Here is a 17435-nt window from a genome sequence, read left to right as displayed (position 1 = left end):
TTTGAGGACAGGAAGACGGCTAAGGGACCGACGCACCTGTCAGGCGCCGTCCAGCTGTCCGATCGTCGCGACCGACGGACCCCGCACCGCGGACAGGTCCCGGGCCACGTCCTCCGCGGCCCTCAGGACGCGCACCGCGTTCTGCCACGTCAGCTTCGCCAGGTCCGCGTCGGACCAGCCGCGCCGCAGCAGCTCCGCGATCAGGTTGGGGTAGCCGGCCACGTCCGACAGGCCCTCGGGCGTGAAGGCCGTGCCGTCGTAGTCGCCGCCGATGCCGATGTGGTCGACGCCGGCGACCTCGCGCATGTGGTCCAGGTGGTCGGCGACCGTGGCCACCGTCGCGACCGGGCGCGGGTGCTCGGCCTCGAACGCGCGGTGCACGGCCATCGCCCCGGCGCTCGTGTCGAGGTGGTGCAGGCCGTGGGCGCGCATGTTCTCGTCCGCCGCCCGGGTCCAGGCGACCGCCTCGGGCAGGACGAACTTCGGCACGAACGTCACCATGGCCACGCCCCCGTTCACGGCCAGCGAGCCGAGGACGTCGTCGGGCACGTTGCGCGGGTGGTCGCAGACGGCCCGCGCGGAGGAGTGCGAGAAGATCACGGGCGCCTCGCTGACGCGCAGCGCGTCCCGCATCGTGTCGGCGGAGACGTGCGAGAGGTCGACGAGCATGCCGATGCGGTTCATCTCCCGGACGACCTCCTCGCCGAAGCGCGTCAGTCCGCCCGCCGCGGGCTCGTCGGTCGCCGAGTCGGCCCACGGCACGTTGTCGTTGTGGGTGAGCGTCATGTAACGCACGCCCAGCCGGTGCAGGGCGCGCAGCGTGGCCAGCGAGCAGTTGATGCTGTGGCCGCCCTCGGCGCCCATCAGGGAGGCGATGCGGCCCTCGGCGCGCGCGGCCTCCATGTCGTCGGCGGAGAACGCCAGGCGCAGGTCGGCGGGGTGGCGGGCGGCCAGCTGCCGGACGACGTCGATCTGTTCGAGGGTGGCGCTGACGGCGTCGTCGCCGGCCATGTCCGTCCGGACGTACACGGACCAGAACTGGGCGCCGACGCCGCCCGCCCGCAGCCGGGGCAGGTCGGTGTGCAGGCCCGTGGCGCTCTGGTCGGTGGCGATGTCGCGCCGGTCGAGGTCGTAGTGGACGTGCTCGCGCAGCGCCCAGGGGAGGTCGTTGTGTCCGTCGACGACCGGGTGGGCGGCGAGGAGCTCGCGGGCGCGGGCGAGGTGGTCGGCGGTCACGGCGCTCACTTCCCGAAGCCGAAGCCGGTGGACCCCTGCACCTTGGAGCGCAGCCGCCTGCCCTTCTGGGTGGCCTGGTCGTTGAGCTCGTCCTGGAAGTGACGCATGCGGGCGAGCAGGTCGCCGTCGTGGGCGGCGAGCATCCGGACGGCCAGCAGCCCGGCGTTGCGGGCGCCGGCGACGGAGACGGTGGCGACCGGCACGCCGGCCGGCATCTGCACGATGGACAGCAGGGAGTCCATGCCGTCCAGGTACTTCAGCGGAACGGGGACCCCGATCACCGGCAGCGGGGTGACGGAGGCCAGCATGCCGGGGAGGTGGGCCGCACCGCCCGCGCCCGCGATGATGGCCTTCAGGCCGCGGTCGGCGGCCTGCTCCCCGTAGGCGACCATCTCGCGCGGCATCCGGTGCGCGGAGACGACGTCGACCTCGTAGGGGACCTCGAACTCGTCCAGGGCCTTGGCCGCGGCTTCCATGACGGGCCAGTCGGAGTCCGAGCCCATGACGATGCCGACGATGGGGGAACCAGTCATTCCGTGATCGTTCCTCGCAGGTATCCGGCGGCGTGGCTCGCGCGCTCGCGCACATCCGCCAGGTCGTCGCCGTAGGTGTTGACGTGTCCGACCTTGCGGCCGGGCTTGACGTCCTTGCCATACATATGGATCTTCAGGCCCGGGTCCCGCGCCATGCAATGGAGGTACGCGGAGTACATGTCGGGGTAGTCGCCGCCGAGGACGTTGGCCATGACCGTCCAGCGGGCGCGCGGGCGCGGGTCGCCGAGCGGGAGGTCCAGTACGGCCCGGACGTGGTTGGCGAACTGCGAGGTGATCGCGCCGTCCTGCGTCCAGTGGCCGGAGTTGTGCGGGCGCATGGCGAGCTCGTTGACGAGCACCCGGCCGTCGCGGGTCTCGAACAGCTCCACCGCCAGGTGGCCCACCACGCCCAGTTCCTTGGCCACCTTGAGGGCGAGTTGCTGGGCGTGCGCGGAGAGCTCCGGGGAGAGGTCCGGTGCGGGGGCGATGACCGTGTCGCAGACGCCGTCGACCTGGACCGACTCCACGACGGGGTAGGAGACGGCCTGGCCGTGCGGGGAGCGGACGACGTTGGCGGCGAGCTCGCGGACGAAGTCGACCTTCTCCTCGGCGAGCACGGGCACGCCGGCGCGGAACGGTTCCTGCGCCTGTTCGGCGTTGCGGACCACCCACACGCCCTTGCCGTCATAGCCGCCGCGCACGGTCTTGAGGACGACGGGGAAGCCGTCCCCTTCGCCTTCCGCGGCCCCTTCGCCGGCGAAGCGCACCACGTCGGCCGGGTCGGCCACGATCCGGTGCCGTGGGCACGGCACGCCGATCTCCGTGAGCTTCGCCCGCATCACGCCCTTGTCCTGGGCGTGCACCAATGCGTCGGGCCCCGGGCGGACGGGGATGCCGTCCGCCTCCAGGGCCCGGAGGTGCTCGGTCGGAACGTGCTCGTGATCGAAGGTGATCACATCGCAGCCTTGTGCGAACGCACGAAGGGTGTCCAGGTCGCGGTAGTCGCCGATGACGACGTCGCTCACCACCTGGGCCGCCGAGTCCTGCGGGGTATCGCTGAGCAGCTTGAACTTGATGCCGAGGGGGATGCCCGCCTCGTGGGTCATACGGGCGAGCTGGCCGCCGCCGACCATGCCGACTACCGGGAACGTCACGCCCCCAGAGTATCCGTACGCACGAACCATCCCTACCGCCCCTGGATGATCCTCCAATTCCGGAGGAAGTAATTCCGCCGGCCGGAAGCCGTCGCGCCACTGGCCGATAAGGACCGAAAGCTCCCGTTAGCCGGTCATTCACCGACTCTCCGAGTCGCCGCCCGCGGCCCCTGGTTAGCATGAAGGACATGACTCGACCGCGCACAGCTCGACCGCGCACAGTGCGTTCCCGGCTGGAGCGGCTGGCCCGTGAGATCGCGAAGTTCGGCGCCGTGGGCGCGATCGGCTTCGTGGTCAACTTCATCGTCTTCAACATCTGCGTCCACGGCTTCGGGCTCGCCGTGGTGCGCTCCGGCGTCATCGCCACGGCCGTCGCCATCGGCACCAACTACATCGGCAACCGCTACTGGACCTACCGGCACGACAGCGACAAGAACCGCCGCAGCCGCGAGCTCTCGCTGTTCCTGCTGTTCAGCGGCATCGGGCTGGTCATCGAGAACGGCGTCCTGGCCCTCTCCCACTACGGCCTCGGCCTGACCACCCCGCTCGCCGACAACGTCGCGAAGAACGTCATCGGCCTCGGTCTCGGCACGGTCTTCCGCTTCTGGTCCTACCGCACCTGGGTCTTCCGCACCCTGCCGGCCCGCACGGCCGTCGTGACCGGCGATGTGTTCGCCGTCGAGACCGCCGAATCGTTCCTGGCCGTGGCGCCGCCCCCGCAGCCGCAGCGCGTCGACGCGGCGAAGTGAGCCGGCCGGGCAGGTCGCCGCGTCAGTCGTGCGGATCGGCTTCCCGGCTCAGGAACAGCGCGAACACCGGCGGCTGCTGCTGCAGCAGCTCCAGCCGCCCGCCGTCCGCCTCCGCCAGATCGCGGGCGACGGCCAGGCCCAGGCCCGTCGAGTTGCGGCCGCTGACCGTCCGCTCGAAGACCCTCGACCCCAGGTCGGCCGGCACGCCCGGCCCCTCGTCGGAGACCTCCACCACCGCCTGATTGCCGGTCACCCGGGTGCGGATGGCGACGGTGCCGTCGCCGTGCATCAGTGAGTTCTCGATCAGCGTCGCCAGCACCTGGGAGACGGCGCCGGGGGTGCCCACCGCCCGCAGCCCCTGCTTGCCGGAGCGCACCAGGGCCCGCCCGGCGGTGCGGGTGGCGGGCCGCCACTCCTCGATCTGCTGCTTGACGACCTCGTCGAGGTCGAAGGTGACGGCGGAACCCGTCTGCGGGTCGCGGGAGTTGGTCAGCAGCCGCTGGACGACGTCGGTCAGCCGCTCCACCTGCGCGAGGGCGATCGTCGCCTCCTCCTTGACCGTCTCCGGGTCGTCGGTGAGCGTGATCTCCTCCAGCCGCATGGACAGCGCGGTCAGCGGCGTGCGCAGCTGGTGCGAGGCGTCGGCCGCCAGCCGCCGCTCGGCCGTGAGCATCCGGGCGATCCGCTCGGCGCTGGCGTCCAGCACGTCGGCCACCCGGTCCAGCTCCGGGACCCCGTAGCGGCGGTGCCGGGGGCGGGGGTCGCCGGAGCCCAGCCGCTCGGCCGTCTCGGCGAGGTCGGTCAGCGGGGCGGTGAGCCGGTTGGCCTGGCGCACCGCGAGGAAGACGGCGGCGACCACGGCGAGCAGCGCCACGGCCAGGATGACCAGCAGCGTGCGGCCGACCTCCCGGCTGACCGTGGAGCGGGACTCCTCGACCCGTACGGTCTCGCCCTGCTCGCCCTTCTGCGTCGCCGTGATCACCCCGCCCTCGGGGCGGCTGCCGATCTCGATGGACTGCCGGCCGGGGATGTCGATCCGGGCGTAGCGCTCGGGGGTGATCTGCTCGCGCAGCACCTCCGACTCCACGCGCTCGCCGCCCACCAGCCGGCTGTCGACGATGCTCACCAGCCGCACGGCCTCGGACTGCACGCTCTCCTGGGCGCTGCTCTCGATCGTGCGGGTCTCGACGATGACCAGCGAGATGCCGAACACGGCGATCACGACGAGCACGACGGCGAGGGTGGAGTTGATCAGTCGGCGGCGCACGATGCCCTCCGGGCGCGGTGGTACGGGGTCAGCCCCGGAGGGCCCGGTGCCGGCTCAGCTCTTCTCGAAGCGGAAGCCGACACCGCGGACGGTGGCGATGTAGCGCGGGTTCGCGGCGTCGTCGCCCAGCTTCTTGCGGAGCCAGGAGATGTGCATGTCCAGCGTCTTGGTGGAGGACCACCAGGTGGTGTCCCAGACCTCGCGCATCAGCTGGTCGCGCGTGACGACCCGTCCGGCGTCGCGCACCAGGACCCGCAGCAGGTCGAACTCCTTCGCCGTGAGCTGCAGTTCCTCGTCGCCCATCCAGGCGCGGTGCGACTCGACGTCGATGCGGACGCCGTGCGTGGCCGGCGACTGCTGGTGGGTGTCGGCGGTGCCGCGGCGCAGGAGGGCCCGTACGCGCGCGAGCAGCTCGGCCAGCCGGAAGGGCTTGGTGACGTAGTCGTCGGCGCCGGCGTCGAGGCCGACGACGGTGTCCACCTCGTCGGCGCGGGCGGTGAGCACCAGGACGGGGAAGCCGTGGCCCTCGGTGCGCAGTCGGCGGCACACTTCCAGACCGTCCATGCCGGGCAGCCCGAGGTCGAGGACGAGCAGGTCCACCCCTCCCTGAAGGCCGGCGTCCAGCGCCGTGGGACCGTCTTCGCGTACCTCCACCTCGTACCCTTCGCGGCGCAACGCGCGTGCGAGCGGCTCCGAGATGGAAGCGTCATCCTCGGCGAGCAGTACTCGGGTCATGCAGAGATGGTAGTCCGCTCGGGCGCACGTCAGAGGTGTAGTGGAGGGGTCCCGGGGCAACACTTCACCGAAAGTGCTATCACCTTCGAATATGCGCCAGCGGTTCCGGAAAACGCTGTGATCCATGTCTCAACGGCTTCCATTCCGGGGCAGGGTGTGACGTATGGTGACCCGACGTCTGTAGCACCACCGAGGGACCTTCGGCTTGTCCGACGCGCCGAAGGTCTCTGTTGTGCACAGGGCTGGACCCCCAGTCTTGTTTCACAGTGAATGACCTGTCGGCCGGGTCCGTCGCGCGAAGGTGCGCGGGGACGTGGATCCCGGCGTGCGGCCGTCCTGCCGGCTCCTCGTACTCCGAGGGACCGAACCCCTCGGGCGTGGGGGCGGGCGGCGCGTAGCCGGTGCCGGCCCACCCCCACCCGGGCGCGCACCCGCTCCACCGCGCGTCCCGAGAACACAAGGATTGACCATGGCGTCCAGCCTGACGAAGGGCACGGCGGAGCAGGAGAAGACCTCTCCGGCCTCCGGCAAGACGTTCTTCGGCCACCCCCGCGGCCTGGCCCCCCTCTTCATGACGGAGATGTGGGAGCGCTTCAGCTACTACGGCATGCGCGCCCTCCTCGTCGTCTATCTGATCGCCGGCGGTCCGGACGCGAAGCCCGACAGCCAGGGCGGCGGTCTGGCGATGCCCGAGGCCAGCTCGGTGGCCATCTACTCCGTCTACGTGGCGATGGTCTACCTGCTCGCCATGCCCGGCGGCTGGTTCGGCGACCGCGTCTGGGGCCCCCGCAAGACGGTCGCCATCGCGGCGTGCGTCATCATGGCCGGCCACCTGGCGCTGGCGATCCCGGGCAAGCCCTCGTTCTTCGCCGGCCTCGCGCTGGTGGCGGCGGGTTCGGGTCTGCTGAAGGCCAACATCTCCACGATGGTCGGCCACCTCTACGACGGCCCGCAGGACCCGCGCCGCGACGGCGGCTTCACGATCTTCTACATCGGCGTCAACGTCGGTGCCTTCGCCGCGCCGCTCGTCATCGGCACCGTCGGCCAGAAGGTCAACTGGCACCTGGGCTTCTCGATCGCCGCGCTCGGCATGGGCCTCGGCCTGATCTTCTTCCTGCTGGGCACCCGCCACCTCAGCCCGACCAGCAGCGTCGTCCCGAAGCCGCTGACGGCCGAGGAGCGCAAGGCCACGCTGACGAAGGCCGCTCTGTGGCTCGCCGTCGCCGTCGCCTTCTACGGCGTCGTCGGGGGCACCGGTCACTTCACGCAGAAGTGGGCCACCATCCCGCTCGCCCTGCTCGGCGTCGTCATCCCGATCACGGTCCTGACGCGCATCAAGCGCGACAAGGAACTGACCGCGAGCGAGCAGACCAAGGTCAGCGGCTACATCTGGTTCTTCGTCGCCGCCGCCGTCTTCTGGATGATCTTCGACCAGGCCGGCTCGACGATGTCGACCTTCGCCGAGAAGAAGACCGCGGACAACGTCTTCGGCATCGACTTCCCGTCGACCTGGTTCCAGTCGGTCAACCCGCTGTGGGTCATGGCCATCGCCCCGGTCTTCGCCTCGATGTGGCTGTGGCTGGCCCGCCGCGACCGCGAGCCCACCACCACGGTGAAGTTCTCGATGGCCATGGTCGGCATCGGTGCCTCGTTCTTCGTCTTCGCCATCCCGATGGCGATGGCCACCGACGGCACGAAGGTCACCCCGGCCTGGCTGCTGATGATCTACGGCATCCAGACCATGGGCGAGCTGTGCCTCTCCCCGGTCGGCCTGTCGCTCACCACGAAGATGGCGCCGAAGAAGTACGCGAGCCAGATGATGGGTGTCTGGTTCCTCGCGGTGACCGCGGGCGACTGCACGATGACCCTGCTCTCGGAGTCGGGTGCCGACCTGAACGGCATCGGCGTGATCCTCGGACAGGCGGCCGCCGCCACCCTGGCCGGTCTCGCGGTGTGGATGTACCGCAAGCGCATCGAGGCCCTGATGGGCGACGTGCGCTGACGCGAACGCGATCGGCCCGTACGTGACCCGTACGTGCACGTGAGAAGTGCCCCCGGCGCAATGCAGCGCCGGGGGCACTTCGCGTTTCACCGCGCGCCCTCGCCCGGGTCCTGCCGCGGCGCGGCGGGCGGACCGGAGGCCGGGGTGAACCAGGGCAGGGACGGGGTGGCCGCCACGCCGCCCGGTCCCGGCGCGGCCCGTGCGGGCGTACGGGGGCGGAGCCGGTCCACCACCGCCATGCCGGCGCGGAAGACCGCCAGCGGCACCACGACGCACAGCAGGATCCAGAAGAGCGTGACGCCCCACGGGCGGCTCACGTCCCACGGCTGTTCGACGAGCACCGTCCCGCCGTACTGCAGCGAGACGAGGTGGTCCCCGTACGCGCCGGCCGCCAGCTCCACGTCCAGCGACACCCGCTCCTTGCCCCCCGCGGCGACGGTGCCGCGCCAGGGCCGGTCCTCCCAGGACGGGGCGAGCACCCCGCGGGACGTGCCGAGCCGGAAGGCGGGGTCCACGGCGGGCGTGGGCCCGAGGTTGGCGACGGTGACGACGAGGCGGCGCTTGGGCGGGGCCCCGAACCAGGTCAGCAGGGAGCCGCCGCCCTCCAGCCGGGCGTCGAGCACGCTCAGCCGCTCGCCGCCGGTCCGCTGCGGCAGGGGCTCGACCGGGTGCCCGGTGACGGAGAACGCCGCGTCGGCCGTCGCCGGCTCGCCCGTGACCGTTGCGACGTGCACCACGCACGGGCACGGCTCGGGCGGCGCGGCCACGGGCAGGTCGCGCCGGAACGTGCCGTCGGGGGCGGTGGTGACGGTACGGCCCTCGGCGTTGGCGCAGGCGTTGGTGCCGCCGATCATGTTCTGTCCGCAGACGAGCAGGGTCAGCAGGGCCCCGGGCCGCCAGCCCTTGCCGCTGACGGTGACGCCGGCGCCGCGGGCGGCCTCGGGACGGTCGACGGTGACGCTGGGGGCCCCGGAGCGTTGGGTGCCGTACGTGGTGGCTGTTTCTGCAGTGATGCCTGTTTCAGCAGTGGCGGCTGTGGCCGGGGTGGCGCCGAGGAGGAGCGCGGCGAGCAGCACCGCGAGGCGAACCCGCACTCCGCGGCCGTTCATGAGCGGGCCTTGCGCCGGCGTAGGAGCCGTACGGCCGCGCCTGCCGCCGCCAGGGCGACCGCGGCGGCGAGGGCGGGCCCGAGCCAGGGCAGCGGCGCGTACGAGCCGGAGGCGGCCGCACGGATGCCGTCCGGGGTCGTGGCGGTGATGCGCACCCGCACCCGGTCCAGGCGGGGGGCGTCCGGCCACTTCTCGGTCAGCCGCACGCTGCGGCCCGGCGGCAGCTCGGCGGGCACACCGTAGGCGGGCCGGCGCAGGACCTCGCCGAAGAGCCCCTCGGCGCGCAGGGCGAGGCGCGGGGCGAGGGTGGTGTTGCCCCGGTTGACCAGGGAGTAGCGGATGACCGCGGCGCCGCCCGCGCCGCTGACCCGGACGTGCTCGACCGAGAGCGCGGACAGGGCCGGGCCGCCGACCCGTACCGCCAGGGGGACCCGCAGCAGCCGGCCCTCCCCCGTCGCCATCACGGCGGCGGCGTGGCGGCCGGGCGTCGTGCCCGCGGGAACGGTCACCGTCAGCGGCACGTCCGCGCGGGTGCGGGGCGGGACGGTCACCCGCGCGGTCGCGAGCGAGACCCACGGGCCGGTGGCGCGCAGCCCGATCGTGCGGGGCCGGTCGCCGGCGTTGGCGACCGACAGCTTGTCCTGCAGCACCGCGCCCGGCGCGCCCTCCAGGTAGAAGGCGGACCGGTCCTCGGGGGTGGGGGCCTTCGCGCCGGCGGGGGCGGGGTAGGCCGTCCACGGCGACGCGTCCGCGGCGGCCGCGCCGGGGGCCGCCGGGAGGGTGAGCAGCACCAGTAGTACGGCCGAGAGCGCGGCGGCGCGGGTGCGGGACGTCATCGGCGGCTCCCTGGGCGTGGGGGATGCGGCGGGGGTCAGCCGGCGGTGCGGCGCCTCCGGGTGAGCCAGAGGGTGCCGGCGACGCCGGCGAGGAGCACCGTGCCGCCGAGGGTGCCGAGGGCGACGGCGGAGTCGCTGGGCCCGGTCTGCGGCAACTGGCCGCCGCCGGTCGCGCCGGACGTGCCGCTCGCGGAACCGGTCGTTCCGCCGGTGGAGCCGGACGTGCCGCCCGTGCCGCTCGTCCCGCTCGTGCTGCCGCCGGTGCTGCCGGAACCGCCGGTGGACGACCCTCCGGTCGAGCCCGCGGTGGAGCCGCCGGTCGAACCGCTCGTGGAGCCGCCGGTGGACCCGCTCGTGGAGCCGCCGGTGGTGGTGCCGGGGGCCTTGACGTCGAGGGTCAGGGACGGCTTGGGGTTGTTGGCGGGGTTGCAGGTGGTCGTGGTCCCGAGCGCGGAGATGGTGAGGGTCGAGGCCGTGAACGTGACCTGTCCGGCCTTCTTCGGCGTGTACGTGCCCGACAAGTCACTGATCTTGATGGGTGTGTTGGGTGGTACCGGCTGGTCGTTGGCGGGGCCCGAGACCGCCACCGTGCCGCTGTCGGCGCCGCCGAGCTTGATGACGGCGCTTGGCTTCATCGCGCCCTTGCCGAGCTCGATGGGACTGGAGGAGACGCCCTTTTGGAAGGACATGGTGAGTTTGTACGCGTCGCCGCTCGCCACGGCCTTGATGTCGATGGGGGAGACGGCGCTCTTGTCCCCGATGGGGGTCTTGCAGTGGTACTCGACGTCGACGGTCTCGGCCTGTGCGGCCGGGGCGACCAGCAGGATCGTGCCACCGGCCAGCGCCGCCGAGACCACGAGCGCACCGACGCGGCGCACGGGATGGCGTGGGATGTGGGACACCTGGGGTTCCCCTCTCGTCCGGTGCCGCAGCCGAAAGTTACTGACGACACATCAGATCGGGCGCCGACAGTACGCCGGGGACCGTGGAGAGGGAAGACAAAGAACACGCCGCACTCGACGCGCGGCGTGCTCCGGAGGGGGCGTGTGCGGTCCGTCAGGACGGAGCGGCCAGCTCCGCCCAGACCGTCTTGCCGGCGACGCCGTCGCGCCGCAGGACCCCCCAGTCCAGGCAGAGCCGCTGCACGATGAACATGCCGTGGCCGCCCGGCCGCCCCGCGCGGTGCGGGGTGCGGGGTGCGGGCGTACCGGCACCGAGGTCGGCGACCTCCAGCCGCAGCACCTTGCCGGTGCAGCTGACCCGCAGCTCCTCCGGCCCGTCGGCGTGCAGGCAGGCGTTGGTGACCAGCTCGGAGACGACCAGCAGGACGTCCTCGGCGGCGGCGCGGTGGTCGGCGGTGCCGGCCGGCAGCCAGCCCCAGTCGTGGAGCGCCTGCCGGGTGAAATCACGGGAGAGCGGCACGGCGCCGCCCACACCGACAAGGCGCAGCCTGCGACTCTGGCCGGCCGGTGGCGGTGAGCCGGCCGGGACGGCGCCCGATCCATCCGGACCGGGACCGTCCGGCGGTGGGCACGCCCGGGGGGTGCTCATCAGCGCTTCACCTCACCGATTCACCGAAACGAACACGAACATCTACAAGGGATTCAGCTGTCTCCTGCCCGGCGGAATCGTGAGAACACCCACGAATTCGACATGACGCCTGTGACACAGGCGACTGCGGACCGGAAGGAGATATTCGGACGAGCTCAGTCGGCGAGGGCCGCATCGAGCGTGTCGTGAACGGTGAAGACGGCTCCGGCGCCCGTGATCTCGAAGACCCGGGCCACGACGGGGCCCATGGCGGCCAGGTGGATCGCGCCTCCGGCGGCCTCGGCCTTCAGGCGTGCGCCGAGGAGCACGTTCAGTCCGGTGGAGTCGCAGAAGTCGAGCTGCGAGCAGTCGACCACCACGCGTGCGTCGCCGTCACGGACGCAGTCCTCGAGTGGTCCACGCAACAATTCGGCCGTATGGTGATCGAGCTCACCCGCCGGTGACACGATCGAGCTCGCACCATGACGCCGGACCTCCACCTGTAGCCGGCCTCTGCTCGGATTGCCGACCATCCCGCGTTCCATGCGCTCCCCTTCGTGCCTTACGTGCCTTCATGGCGTACCCGTGTGGCGCAGGCAAAACCCTACGCCTTCCTGACGCGCGTCCGGAAGCCGAACTTCCGCCATTTCCGGCGTAACCGGACAAACGGTACTTGCCATATGCAGGTAAAGACCGGTAGGGCTAGTAGGGACACATCCGCCACGGACGGCCTCGGAGGCGCCGCAAACCGCAGCAAAGGGTCACGGCATCGGCAGCCATGTGCCGAGAATGATGGAGGAGACCATGTCACCCCGGCTCGACGAAAAGCATTCCGATACCTCGTGCGCCGCCCCGGCGCAGCGCACCCCCGAGGACCGGGAGACCGCGTCGTCGACAACCCCGCCCGAGCACAGCGACCCCGGTCTCACCGGGCTCCCGGACATCCCTCCCTACGAAGAGGTGGGAGCGGTCGATGCGCGTGCTCTGTCCAAGACGCTCTTCGCGCGCCTCGCGTCGCTCGAAGAGGGCACCCACGAGTACGCGTACGTCCGCAACACGCTGGTCGAACTCAACCTGGCACTGGTGAAGTTCGCGGCCTCACGGTTCCGCACCCGCAGCGAACCGATGGAGGACATCATCCAGGTCGGGACCATCGGGCTGATCAAGGCCATCGACCGCTTCGAGCTGAGCCGCGGCGTCGAGTTCCCCACCTTCGCGATGCCGACGATCATCGGCGAGATCAAGCGCTTCTTCCGTGACACGAGCTGGTCGGTGCGCGTTCCCCGGCGCCTGCAGGAGCTCCGGCTCGACCTGGCCCGGGCCGGCGACGAGCTGGCGCAGAAGCTCGACCGCTCCCCCACCGTGGGCGAACTGGCCGAGCGGCTGGGCCTGTCGGAGGACGAGGTCGTCGAGGGCATGGCCGCGAGCAACGCGTACACCGCGAGCTCGCTAGACGCCCAGGCCGAGGAGGACGAGCCCGAGGGTTCCCTCTCGGACCGCATCGGCTACGAGGACCACAGCCTCGAAGGCATCGAGTACGTCGAGTCGCTCAAGCCCCTCATCGCCGAACTGCCGCCGCGCGACCGGCGGATACTCTCCCTGCGCTTCGTGGCCAACATGACGCAGTCGGAGATCGGCGACGAACTGGGCATCTCCCAGATGCACGTCTCACGGCTGCTGTCCCGCACCCTGGTGCGGCTGCGCCGGGGGTTGCTGACCGAGGAGTGACACCGGCGCCGCACCCCTGCGGGACGGCACCGCCTCCGCTCACCGGCCCGCGCGCCGCACGGATCACACCGTGCGGCGCGGCGTCGGCTGCGCCGCACGCAGTGCCCCGCGGCCGGACGTGTCGCCTCCCGACGCGCCGTCTTCCGGCGTGTCGCGGAGCGGGGCGAGCGCGAGGAGGAACATCAGCGCGCCCACGGGTATGAGGTCCAGGCTCGCGGCCGTGACCGCCACCCCGGCCACGACGGCCGGCGGCCGCCAGGCCGCCGTCATGCGCTGCACCGCCAACTGCCCCACGAGCAGCACCAGCCCCACGTAGAAGAGCAGGGGACCGACGGTGTAGAAGGCGGGCTTCACCCCGGCGTGGCTCTGGATGCGTTCGAAGAGCGCGTCCATCGTCGCCCGGTCCTCCGCATGGGCGCCGACGAGCACGTCGATCCCCGCCTGCACCGTCACCGCCGCCACGCCCAGCAGCCCCAGCAGGAGCCCCGTCGCGGCGAACCACCGGCGGCCCGCGCCCCCTCCGTGCGCCGCCCGGGCGTCCAGCCCCAGGAACACCGGGACGAACAGCACGACGCCCGCCAGCAGGGCGAGGTGGCCCAGCGTCCAGGCCGGGCCCGGGCCGTGCTCCTCGTCGATCAGCCGTATGAGGCCGTAGACCCCCATGCACACGGGCCCCGCGACGTACGCCGTCCGCCCCCACGTTTCCTTTGCCATGGCCCGATCTTTTCGGCCCGGGCACCCCTGGGACCTCGGGGAACACCCTGATGCCGCCCTGACCGGGCCCTGACGTCCTCTCAGAGGGCGCGGACGCCCCGCCGCCAGACCGCCGACACCAGCGGCACACCGGGCCGGTAGGCGAGGTGGACGTGCGAGGGGGCGTCCAGCAGGGCGAGGTCGGCGCGGGCGCCCGGCGTCAGGCGGCCGATGTCCGTGCGGCGCAGGGCGGCCGCCCCGCCCGCCGTGGCGGCCCACACGGCCTCGTCGGGGGTCATGCCCATGTCCCGGACCGCCAGGGCGATGCAGAAGGGCATGGAGCTGGTGAAGGACGAACCGGGGTTGCAGTCCGTGGACAGGGCGACCGTCGCGCCCGCGTCCAGGAGGCGGCGGGCGTCCGGCCACTGGGCGCGGGTGGAGAACTCGGCGCCGGGCAGCAGCGTGGCGACGGTGTCGCCGTTGGCCAGGGCGTCGACGTCCGCGTCGGTGAGGTGGGTGCAGTGGTCGGCCGAGGCCGCCCCCACCTCCACCGCGAGCTGCACGCCGGGGCCGTGGCCGAGCTGGTTGGCGTGGACGCGCGGGATCAGTCCGCGCTTCCGGCCCGCCTCCAGGACCGCCCGGGCCTGGTCGCCGTCGAAGGCGCCCCGCTCGCAGAACACGTCGACCCAACGGGCGTGCGAGGCACAGGCGTCGAGCATCTCGCCGGTGACGAGGGCGACGTACGCCCCGGGGTCGTCGGCGAACTCCGGCGCCACGATGTGCGCGCCGAGGTAGGTGACCTCGTCGGTGTGGGCGGCGGCGATGCGCAGGGCCCGGGCCTCGTCGTGGGTGGTCAGGCCGTAGCCGGACTTGGTCTCCAGCGTCGTGGTGCCCTGGCGCAGGGCCTCGCGGAGGTAGCGGAGGAGGTTGGCTTCGAGCTCCTCGTCGGTCGCCGCGCGGGTCGCCGCGACCGTGGTGCGGATGCCGCCGGCGCTGTAGCTGCGGCCGGACATGCGGGCGTTGAACTCGGCGGTGCGGTCGCCGGCGAAGACCAGGTGGGAGTGGGAGTCCACGAAGCCGGGGAGGCCCGCGCGGCCCTCGGCGTCGACGGCGTTGTCAGTGGCGGGTGCTTTGCTGGTCTCACCGATCCAGGCGATGCGGTCGCCGTCGATGACGACCGCCGCGTCCCGGATCAGGCCGAGAGGGCCTTCGCCGAGGGAGGGGTCGTTGGTGACGAGACTGCTGATGTTGATGATCGCCGTGCTCATGCTTACTCCGGTCCTCGGCGTCAGCCGCGCAGGGCGGCGATGGAATCGGCCAGGGCCTGCGGTACGTCCGGTACGAGCAGGTGCGCCCCGTCGCGCACGACGTGCCGGCCCCCGACCACCGTGTGCCGGACGTCCGCGCCCGTCGCGGCGAATACGGCCGTCTCGGCAGCGTGCAGGGGATCCGGCCCCGCGGTACGGACGGAGTCCAGTGCGACGGTCGTGAGGTCGGCGAGCGCGCCCGGCGCGATGCGGCCCGCGTCGTCCCAGCCGAGGGAGGCGTGGCCGTCGGCGGTGGCGGCGCGCAGCAGCGCGGCGGCGGTCCAGTGGCCGCGGGTGCGGGTGCGCAACCGCTCGTCGAGCTCCATGGCGCGCGCCTCCTCCAGGAGGTCGATCACGGCATGGCTGTCGCTGCCGAGCGACAGGGGGCTGCCGGCCTGCTGGAGCCGGACGGCGGGGCCGATGCCGTCGGCGAGGTCCCGCTCGGTGGTGGGGCACATGCAGATGGTCGAGCCGGCGCCGCCGAGGAGGGCGATGTCGTCGTCGGTCAGGTGGGTGGCGTGCACCGCGGAGGTGCGGGGGCCGAGCACCCCGTGGTCGGCGAGCAGCCGGGTGGGGGTGCAGCCGTGCGCGGCCAGGCAGGCGTCGTTCTCGGCGGTCTGCTCGGAGAGGTGCACGTGCAGGGGTGCTTCGCGGTCCTTCGCCCAGTCGGCGACGGTCGTCAGCTGGCCGGCGGGCACGGCCCGTACGGAGTGCACGGCCGCGCCGATGCGGGCGTGGCCGGCGGGCTTGAGGGCGGCGGCCCGCTCGGCCCAGGCGTCGGCCGTACCGTCGGAGAAGCGGAGCTGGTGACGGTTGGGGGGCTCGCCGAAGCCCGCGGAGAGGTAGGCGGTGTCGAGGAGGGTGATGCGGATGCCCGCGTCGGCGGCGGCCGCGATCAGGGCCGCGCCCATGGCGTTGGGGTCGGCGTAGGGAGTGCCGCCCGGGGCGTGGTGGAGGTAGTGGAACTCACCGACGCAGGTGATGCCGGCGAGGGCCATCTCGGCGTAGGTGGCGCGGGCGAGGGCGTGGTAGCTCTCGGGGGTGAGGCGGTCGGCGACGCCGTACATGGCGTCGCGCCAGGTCCAGAACGTGCCGCTGCCGACCTGGGTGCGGCCGCGCAGGGCGCGGTGGAAGGCGTGCGAATGGCTGTTGGCGAGGCCGGGCAGCGTCAGCCCGCGCAGGGCGACCGCTCCCGGGGGCGGGGCCGGGACGTCCGTGCGGACGGCCGCGATGCGGCCGTCGGCGGTCACGTCGATGGCCACGCCCGGCTCGACGTGGGTGCCGAGCCACGCGTGCTCGGCCCAATAGGTCACCTGCACGCGAGGCCCTCCAGTACGTCGGCGAGTGCGGTCACCCCGGCGAGGCAGTCGTCCTCGGTGGCCGTCTCGGCGGGCGAGTGCGAGACGCCGGTCGGGTTCCGTACGAACAGCATGGCGGTGGGGATGACGCCGGAGAGGATACCGGCGTCGTGTCCGGCGCCGGTGGGCAGCACGGGGACGCCGCCCAGCAGCTTGGCGAGCTCGTCGCGCAGGTCGTGGGCGAACTCCACCACGGGGGTGAAGGACTCCCGGGTGACGTGGACGCCGACGCCGTCGCGGGTCCCCCGCTCGACGGCCGCCTGCTCGATCTCGGCGACGACGGCGGCGAGGGTCTCCTCGTCGGCGGCGCGCGAGTCGAGCCAGCCGCGCACGAGGGAGGCGATGGCGTTGACGCCGTTCGGCTCGACGCTGACCTTCCCGAAGGTGGCCAGGGCTCCGGCGAGGCGGGCCTTCTTGCGGGCGGCCAGGACGGTGTTCGCGTAGGTGAGCATCGGGTCCCGGCGGTCCTCGATGCGGGTGGTGCCGGCATGGTTGGCCTCGCCGTGGAAGTCGAACCGCCAGCGGCCGTGCGGCCAGATGGCGGAGGCGACGCCGACGGCGTGCGGGGTGTCCGCGAGGGCACGGCCCTGCTCCACGTGGAGCTCGACGAAGGCGCCGATCCGGGCGAGGCGCCCGGGGTCGGCCCCGATGGCCTCCGGGTCGTGGCCGGCCCGCTCCATGGCCTGCGCGAGGGAGACCCCGTCGCCGTCCCGGAGCGCGTGGGCCTTGTCGAGGGTGAGCTGTCCGGCGGTCAGCCGGGAGCCGACGCAGGCGAGGCCGAAGCGGGCGCCCTCCTCGTCACCGAAGTTGACGATGGCGAGGGGGCGGCCGGGCCGCGCGCCGCGGGCGCGCAGCTCGTCGAGGGCGGCGAAGGACGACACGACGCCGAGGGGGCCGTCGAAGGCCCCGCCGTCGGGAACGGAGTCCAGGTGGGAGCCCGTCACGACGGCGTCGCCCGCGGTGGGGTCGCCGAGCCAGGCCCACTGGTTGCCGTTGCGGTCGGTCTCGTAGGTGAGGCCGCGGCTCTCGGCCTGCGCCTTGAACCACTCGCGGCAGTCGGTGTCGGCGCCGGTCCAGGCGAAGCGGCGGTAGCCGCCGGTGTCATGGTTGCGGCCGATGGGCGCGAGGTCGCGCCACATCTCGTGGAAACCTGCGCCTGCGGCGGGCTGCTCCGGTTGTGGGCGATCGTTCCGCTGGG

17 protein-coding genes are annotated in these 17435 nt (G+C 72.6%); 3 read left to right on the top strand and 14 right to left on the bottom strand.

Annotated elements, in window-relative coordinates:
* Positions 1-39 precede the first annotated feature (39 nt).
* The 3 genes from LE181_RS15990 to LE181_RS15980 are packed head-to-tail and all read right to left on the bottom strand — an operon-like array spanning position 40 to position 2923.
* Positions 40-1236 (bottom strand): dipeptidase, encoded by a 1197-nt coding sequence (locus LE181_RS15990; RefSeq protein ID WP_225661981.1) that lies wholly within the window; start codon positions 1234-1236, stop codon positions 40-42.
* A gap of 5 nt (positions 1237-1241) precedes the next feature.
* The gene (gene purE / locus LE181_RS15985) at positions 1242-1769 is read right to left on the bottom strand and encodes a 5-(carboxyamino)imidazole ribonucleotide mutase (protein ID WP_225661952.1); all 528 of its coding nucleotides are present in this window, start codon (positions 1767-1769) and stop codon (positions 1242-1244) included.
* Entirely contained in the window at positions 1766-2923 is a 1158-nt protein-coding gene (locus tag LE181_RS15980) for a 5-(carboxyamino)imidazole ribonucleotide synthase (RefSeq protein ID WP_225661951.1), read from the bottom strand. Before LE181_RS15980 ends, purE begins: the two co-directional genes overlap by 4 nt.
* A gap of 188 nt (positions 2924-3111) precedes the next feature.
* Here LE181_RS15980 and LE181_RS15975 point away from each other — a divergent pair, with 188 nt between their 5' ends.
* Positions 3112-3672: a GtrA family protein gene (locus tag LE181_RS15975; RefSeq protein ID WP_225661950.1), complete on the top strand. Its 561-nt coding sequence runs from the start codon at positions 3112-3114 to the stop codon at positions 3670-3672.
* A 22-nt stretch (positions 3673-3694) separates the two neighbouring features.
* Here the strand turns inward: LE181_RS15975 and LE181_RS15970 are convergent, their stop codons facing one another.
* The gene (locus tag LE181_RS15970) at positions 3695-4939 is read right to left on the bottom strand and encodes a sensor histidine kinase (protein ID WP_225661949.1); all 1245 of its coding nucleotides are present in this window, start codon (positions 4937-4939) and stop codon (positions 3695-3697) included.
* A gap of 54 nt (positions 4940-4993) precedes the next feature.
* Entirely contained in the window at positions 4994-5674 is a 681-nt protein-coding gene (locus LE181_RS15965; protein WP_225661948.1) for a response regulator transcription factor, read from the bottom strand.
* A gap of 469 nt (positions 5675-6143) precedes the next feature.
* On the opposite strand from LE181_RS15965, the gene LE181_RS15960 reads away from it, so the two are divergent.
* Positions 6144-7676, top strand: coding sequence for a peptide MFS transporter (locus LE181_RS15960; protein WP_225661947.1), 1533 nt, complete (start codon positions 6144-6146; stop codon positions 7674-7676).
* 86 nt (positions 7677-7762) lie between these two features.
* Here LE181_RS15960 and LE181_RS15955 read toward each other — a convergent pair whose 3' ends face one another.
* The 5 genes from LE181_RS15955 to LE181_RS15935 form a co-directional block, all read right to left on the bottom strand.
* Complete coding sequence (locus tag LE181_RS15955) at positions 7763-8785, bottom strand: hypothetical protein (RefSeq protein ID WP_225661946.1); 1023 nt, start codon at positions 8783-8785, stop codon at positions 7763-7765.
* Positions 8782-9621, bottom strand: a complete 840-nt coding sequence (locus LE181_RS15950) for a COG1470 family protein (protein WP_225661945.1) — start codon at positions 9619-9621, stop codon at positions 8782-8784. Before LE181_RS15950 ends, LE181_RS15955 begins: the two co-directional genes overlap by 4 nt.
* Positions 9622-9656: 35 nt before the next feature.
* On the bottom strand, positions 9657-10523 hold the full coding sequence (locus tag LE181_RS15945; protein WP_225661944.1) for an LPXTG cell wall anchor domain-containing protein: 867 nt from the start codon (positions 10521-10523) through the stop codon (positions 9657-9659).
* A 154-nt stretch (positions 10524-10677) separates the two neighbouring features.
* Positions 10678-11172, bottom strand: coding sequence for an ATP-binding protein (locus LE181_RS15940; protein ID WP_225661943.1), 495 nt, complete (start codon positions 11170-11172; stop codon positions 10678-10680).
* A gap of 155 nt (positions 11173-11327) precedes the next feature.
* Entirely contained in the window at positions 11328-11696 is a 369-nt protein-coding gene (locus LE181_RS15935) for an STAS domain-containing protein (RefSeq protein WP_190112310.1), read from the bottom strand.
* Between the two features lie 259 nt (positions 11697-11955).
* Here LE181_RS15935 and LE181_RS15930 point away from each other — a divergent pair, with 259 nt between their 5' ends.
* Complete coding sequence (locus LE181_RS15930) at positions 11956-12879, top strand: RNA polymerase sigma factor SigF (protein ID WP_372458373.1); 924 nt, start codon at positions 11956-11958, stop codon at positions 12877-12879.
* Positions 12880-12942: 63 nt separating this feature from the next.
* On the opposite strand, the gene LE181_RS15925 is transcribed toward LE181_RS15930, so the two are convergent.
* The 4 genes from LE181_RS15925 to LE181_RS15910 form a co-directional block, all read right to left on the bottom strand.
* A complete protein-coding gene (locus LE181_RS15925; RefSeq protein WP_225661942.1) occupies positions 12943-13593 on the bottom strand; it encodes a hypothetical protein in 651 nt (216 codons plus the stop codon).
* Between the two features lie 80 nt (positions 13594-13673).
* A complete protein-coding gene (gene hutI / locus LE181_RS15920; RefSeq protein ID WP_225661941.1) occupies positions 13674-14840 on the bottom strand; it encodes an imidazolonepropionase in 1167 nt (388 codons plus the stop codon).
* 20 nt (positions 14841-14860) lie between these two features.
* Complete coding sequence (locus tag LE181_RS15915; RefSeq protein WP_225661940.1) at positions 14861-16198, bottom strand: formimidoylglutamate deiminase; 1338 nt, start codon at positions 16196-16198, stop codon at positions 14861-14863.
* Positions 16189-17376 (bottom strand): allantoate amidohydrolase, encoded by a 1188-nt coding sequence (locus LE181_RS15910; RefSeq protein ID WP_225661979.1) that lies wholly within the window; start codon positions 17374-17376, stop codon positions 16189-16191. Before LE181_RS15910 ends, LE181_RS15915 begins: the two co-directional genes overlap by 10 nt.
* Between the last annotated feature and the right edge of the window lie 59 nt (positions 17377-17435).

This window comes from Streptomyces sichuanensis, assembly GCF_020328095.1.
GTDB lineage: Bacteria > Actinomycetota > Actinomycetes > Streptomycetales > Streptomycetaceae > Streptomyces > Streptomyces cinnamoneus.
Note: the sequence above shows the minus strand (reverse complement) of the source record. Positions and strands in the feature narration are given on the sequence as shown.